3 protein-coding genes and 2 pseudogenes are annotated in these 5,295 nt (G+C 70.9%); all 5 read right to left on the reverse strand.

Features of this window, described 5'->3' with window-relative positions; genetic code table 11:
- Nucleotides 1-155: pseudogene (locus ACH4E7_RS45125) on the reverse strand (ATP-binding protein); the annotation flags it as partial.
- Nucleotides 136-798, reverse strand: a complete 663-nt coding sequence (locus tag ACH4E7_RS45130; protein ID WP_396255053.1) for a DUF742 domain-containing protein — start codon at nt 796-798, stop codon at nt 136-138. The pseudogene ACH4E7_RS45125 and the gene ACH4E7_RS45130, both read right to left, overlap by 20 nt.
- A gap of 161 nt (nt 799-959) precedes the next feature.
- Nucleotides 960-1,373, reverse strand: coding sequence for a roadblock/LC7 domain-containing protein (locus tag ACH4E7_RS45135; protein WP_097236138.1), 414 nt, complete (start codon nt 1,371-1,373; stop codon nt 960-962).
- 10 nt (nt 1,374-1,383) lie between these two features.
- Complete coding sequence (locus ACH4E7_RS45140) at nt 1,384-4,746, reverse strand: nitrate- and nitrite sensing domain-containing protein (protein ID WP_396255054.1); 3,363 nt, start codon at nt 4,744-4,746, stop codon at nt 1,384-1,386.
- 455 nt (nt 4,747-5,201) lie between these two features.
- A pseudogene (locus tag ACH4E7_RS45145) lies at nt 5,202-5,295 on the reverse strand (ATP-binding protein); the annotation flags it as partial.

The following is a 5,295-nucleotide window of genomic DNA, read 5'->3' on the forward strand; positions in this document are numbered from 1 at the left end:
GCCGAGGTCATGACGGCTTCGGTGCGCAGGGGGTTGATCTCGGAGACGGCGCCGACGAGCGTGGTCTTGCCGACGCCGAAGCCGCCCGCGATGACGATCTTCGCGGAGGTGGTGGCGCGGGTGGGGGCGGCCGCGTTAGAGCTTGCGAAGTCCACTGAGGACCCTTTCGAGCAGCGTGACGTCGGGCTGGTTTCCGGATTCGCCGCCGGAAGCGGGCTGGTGGATGGCGACCAGGCCGGCCTCGGCCAGGTCGGCCACGAGGATGCGGGCCACTCCCAGGGGAAGGGAGAGCAGCGCCGACACCTCCGCGACGGATTTGACCTCGGTGCAGAGCGTGCAGATCCGCTGGTGCTCGGGGAGCAGGGTGGCCAGACGCTGCGGATCGACGTCGGCGGAGACCAGGGCCTCCAGCGCGAGTTCGTAGCGCGGCCGGGTGCGACCGCCGGTCATCGCGAACGGCCGGATCAGCGGGCCGGAGTCGGGTTCGTCCTCGACCTCCTCGACGTGCCCGGGCTCCTGGGCCGGCTGGTAGCCCGGCGCCGGGGAGGGCCCCGGCCCCGGGTAGCCGGGCGCCGGGGCGCCGAAGGCGGGCTGCTGCCGGGAGTACTGGTCGTACTGGCCGTACTGTTCCTCGGGCCGGGGGTACGGGTGCTGCTGGGGCTGCCCGTACTGGGGCTGCCCGTACTGGTGCCGGCCGTACTGCTGACCGTGGCCGACGCCGGGTGCTCCGAAGGCGTCATGGCCTGTGCCAGGGTACGGAACGCCGTACTGGCCGCTGCGGTCGTCGGGCGGTGTCACGGTTCCTCTCCTCACAGGGTGCGGCGGTGCGGTGCGAGCTTCGGTACGAGTCCGGAGCCGGTGGTGCGAAGGCCGTACAACGTCCGAACCCGAGCCCGCCGAAGCGGGCCCGGGAAGGACGCGGAGGTACTTCGAATACCTGGACGGTATCCGACGAACCGTCAGTGCAGGAGACTGCCCTGGAGTTCCGCGCGAAGTGCGGGGGTGAGGACGGCGCCGGCTCGGTCGACGAGCAGGGCCATTTCGTAGCCGACGAGGCCGATGTCGGAGTCGGGGGAGGCCAGGACGGCGAGGGCGGAGCCGTCGCTGATGGCCATGAGGAACAGGAAGCCGCGCTCCATCTCGACGACGGTCTGGTTGACCTCGCCACCCTCGAAGATCCGGCTGGCGCCGGAGGTGAGGGAGGTGAGGCCGGAGGCGACGGCGGCGAGCTGGTCGGCGCGGTCGCGCGGGAAGCCCTCGGACATGCACAGCAGGAGGCCGTCGGCAGAGACCACCACGGTGTGGGACACCCCGGGGGTGTTGTCCACGAAATTGGTGATCAGCCAGTTCAGGTTCTGTGCGGCCTGGCTCATCTGAGTCAACTCAACGCTCCTGGTGGTTCGAGCCGCCGAAGAGATCGGTGCTCCGGTTCTGTCCGTTGCCGGACTGGTCTACCTGATCGGGGTCGATCCGGAAGCTTCCGGTGTTGCCGGCGCTGCGGCCCTGCTCCACACCGCGACGCAGGTTGGTGAGGCGGCCACGGACCTCCTCGGGGCTGCGGGAGACCTGCGGCCCTTCCTGCGGGGTGGGCTTGGCGTTGCCGGGCACCAGGTTCTGCTTGGGCACGCGCCGCGGCAGACCGGCCCCGGTGGTGCCGCTGGAGGAGGGCTCGCGCAGCTGCTCGGCGCGCTGCCAGTTGCCGTCGTTCGGCGACTGCCAGGCGGAGCTGGCGGTCGGGCCGGTCGGGCCGTAACCGCCGAGTGCGGACACGTCGTGGCCGCGCGATTCCTGGTCAGAGGAGGTGTCCTTGGCGCCGGCGAACCAGTTCGGGCTCTCGCCGGACGGGCTGCCGCCGGCCGGGGCGCTGCCCAGGCTGCCGCCCGCCAGCTGCTGACCGGGGCGGCGCTGGGGCAGCCCGGACGGCAGGGTGGTGGCGGGGGCGGCGGGCAGGGCGGGCGGCTCCGGGGTGTACGGGTGGCCGACCGGGGCCTCGTCGGCCTGGTGGCCGTAGCCGTCCTGGGCGTACCCGTCCTGCTGGTAGCCGCCCTGGCCGTTGCCGTACTGGCCGTACTGGCCGTACTGGTCGTCGGCGTAGGCGCCGGGCTGGTCGTAGCCCTGCGGGGCGTACTGGCCGTACTCGTCCTGGGCGTACTCGTCGTGCTGGTAGCCGTCCTGGCCGTTGCCGTACTGGCCGTACTGGTCGTCGGCGTAGGCGCCGGGCTGGTCGTAGCCCTGCGGGGCGTACTGGTCGTAGCCCTGCTGGTAGTCCTCCTCGACCTCGGCGTCCACCACCGGGCCCTGCGGGACGCCCTCCAGGGCCGCGCGGCGGACCTGGTCGAGGCGCTGCGAGCGCTGGACGGACTCCAGGGCCGGGCTGAAGCCGGAGGAGCCGGCATTGCCGATGCCGGTGAGGTGGTCGTCGAAGCCCAGCTCGGCGGCGCTGCGGGAGCGGCTGTCGGCGGCCCACTCGGAGGTCGGCTCCTGGTCGGCGAAGATCCGGGAGACGGTGAACTGCTCCTCCGGCTCCGGCGCGGGGCCGCCCTGGGTGACGAACGGCGGGAGCATGACCAGCGAGGTGGTGCCGGCCGACTCGCCGGACGGGCGGAGCTGGACGCGGATGTCGTGCCGCTGGGAGAGCCGGCCGACCACGAAGAGGCCCATGCGGCGGGAGATGGTGGCGTCGACCGTGGGCGGCTCGGCCAGCTTCTCGTTGATCTCGGCGAAGTCGTCGGCGGTGAGGCCGATGCCCTTGTCGTGGATCTCGACCAGGACGCGGCCGTCCGGCAGACGGGTCGCGTTGACCAGCACCCGGGTCTGCGGGCTGGAGAACGAGGTGGCGTTCTCCAGCAGCTCGGCGAGCAGGTGGACGAGGTCGGTCACGGCGGCGCCGACGACCTCGACCTCCGGGATGCCGGACAGCTCGACGCGCTCGTACTGCTCCACCTCGGACGCGGCGGCGCGGAGCACGTCGACCAGCGGGACCGGGGTGTTCCAGCGGCGGCCGGCCTCCTCGCCCGCGAGGACGAGCAGGTTCTCACCGTTGCGGCGCATACGGGTGGCCAGGTGGTCCAGCTTGAAGAGGTTCTCCAGCTGGTCCGGGTCGGCCTCGTTGTTCTCCAGGTCGGTGATCAGCGCCAGCTGGCGCTGGATCAGGCCCTGGCTGCGACGCGACAGGTTGGTGAAGATCGCGTTGACGTTCCCTCGGAGCAGGGCCTGCTCGGCGGCGAGCGCCACGGCCTGCTGGTGGACCTGGTCGAAGGCCCGGGCGACTTCGCCGATCTCGTCCTTGCCGTGCAGCGGGATCGCGCTCACCGAGGTGTCGACCCGGTCGGGGTCGGTCTTGGAGAGCTTCTCGACCAGGTCCGGCAGGCGGTGGTCGGCGATCTCCAGGGCGGCGCTGCGCAGGGTGCGCATGCCGAGGATCATCGAGCGGGCGACGTAGCCGGTGAGCAGGCCGGCCAGGATCAGTGCGGCGACGACGATGACCGTGTTGAGGATGGCGTCGTAGAGCGCGTTGTCCTTGAGGTTGCGGGAGTCGGTGAGGACGTCGTCCAGCAGCGCGACTTCGGTGTTCCGCAGGGCCTGGATGTGGGTACCGGCGGCCTGGTTCCAGTTGTCCGGGGTCAGACCGGCGTTCTTGGCCTCGGCGAACGCGGCGTCGGCCGTGGCCTTGCCCCTCAGCTGGCCCTCGGCGGCGGCCTGGGCGTAGTTGCCGGCGATCGCCAGCAGGCCCTGCATGGTGGGCAGGGTGCCGTTGGGCATCTTGAGCGCCGCGCTGTCCTTCGTGGGGGCCAGGGCGACCTGCGCGTTAGCGTACTTCCGGGCGTCCTCGGGGGCGCTACCGGTGTTGAACTCGCTCAGCGAGACCTGCTCCAGCTTCTCCGAGACCAGGATCTGCTGGGTCATGTCCTGGTTCTCGTAGCGCGTGGTCGTGCCCTGCGCGATGCCGCCCAGAATGCTCAGCATCAGCGAGCGCTGGGTCGAGGCGGAGGCCTTGGCCAGCGACATCGCGTAGATCGCGCGGCCCTTGCTGGTGGCGTTGGAGGAGCCGTTGCCGACCGAGTTGTCGTAGGACAGCAGCGGGGCGAACATCGTCGAGTAGGCGCTCGCGGTGGCGCTGGCGAACAGCTCCTTGCCGTACGCGACCTGCCGCAGGTGCGGCAGGTCGGCCACGAGGATCTGGAAGGCCTCGTGGCGGCGCGGAAGCTCGCCGGACTTGTCGGAGGCGTCGTACGCGGCGTTGTAGGCCTTCAGCGCGGCGTCGGTGTCGGCGCGGCGCTTGGTGACCTCGTTGTTCGGGTCCTGCCCGGTGATCAGGGGTATCAGGGTCTTGTCGCGCTCGTTCTCGAGCGCCTCGGCGAGTTCGGTCGCCGCCTTGGCCAGCTCGGCCGTCTTCTCGGCGCGGGACGCCTTGATGTAGCCGTCGACCGAGGTGTTAACGCGAAGGCCGCCGAAGACGAGACTGATGATCACGGGGATCAGCAGAATCGCGATCAGGCGGGTCGGCACGCGCCAGTTGCGTGGGCGCAGGAAGTCGTACCGGCTGGAGCCGCCGTCGCCGGGTGTACCGGCGCTGTCGCGCGGCTCCTTGGCCGACGTCGGGGGCTTGAGGGCCGGAGTGGCCGGGGCGCGCTCCTCGGTGGGAGTGAACGCGGAGAATCCGGCCTGGTCCGCGGCGGTACCGTTCGGCTCGCTCTGGCGGGGCTCGGAGCGCCGCTGCGGGGCGGGTTGCTGCTTACGCCTCACTCGACAACTACCTCTCGGCCGACTTGCCGGCCATGGATCAATCCAGCGCTACCCCCGAGCCCTGTCCCGTCACCGGACGGCCGGCGCGGGATGTTCAGGGGTAGCTGGAATTTCAGCACGTGCAGGGATGGGGAACAAACAGACCCGGTACGGCACCCGCGTCGGAACAATCCGGACAATTAGCGACATGACGGAGCAAAACCGTGGTCATCTGGCGCTGAGTGACGCTGTTTCGCCACGCTGCGTCATTGTTGATCACAAAATGCCTACCGAACTGTTATCCGCTGCTTATACACGGGTCTTGCGCGGGGCCCCGGGAGGACATCGGCCGGTAAGTGTCACCGCCCCGACGGCCCGTCAGTGGGACGGGCCGCCGGGGCCGGTTGACTGCGACTCGCGCGCTCGCCTCCGGGCGCCCGTCGGCTCGGCGCGGTTCCTCTCGGACCGGTCCCGCGTCAGCGGAGCCGGGCGAGCAGGGCGTGTTCGACGAGGGTGATGAGGGCGCTCTTGGCGCTGTCGCGGCGGCGGGCGTCCAGGGTGATGACCGGG

It is taken from the genome of Kitasatospora sp. NPDC018058, assembly GCF_044327205.1.
GTDB lineage: Bacteria > Actinomycetota > Actinomycetes > Streptomycetales > Streptomycetaceae > Kitasatospora.

Coding starts and splice junctions, on each gene's coding strand:
- ACH4E7_RS45135 (WP_097236138.1), bottom strand. CDS start 1,373: ATGAGCCAGGCCGCACAGAACCTGAACTGGCTGATCACCAATTTCGTG.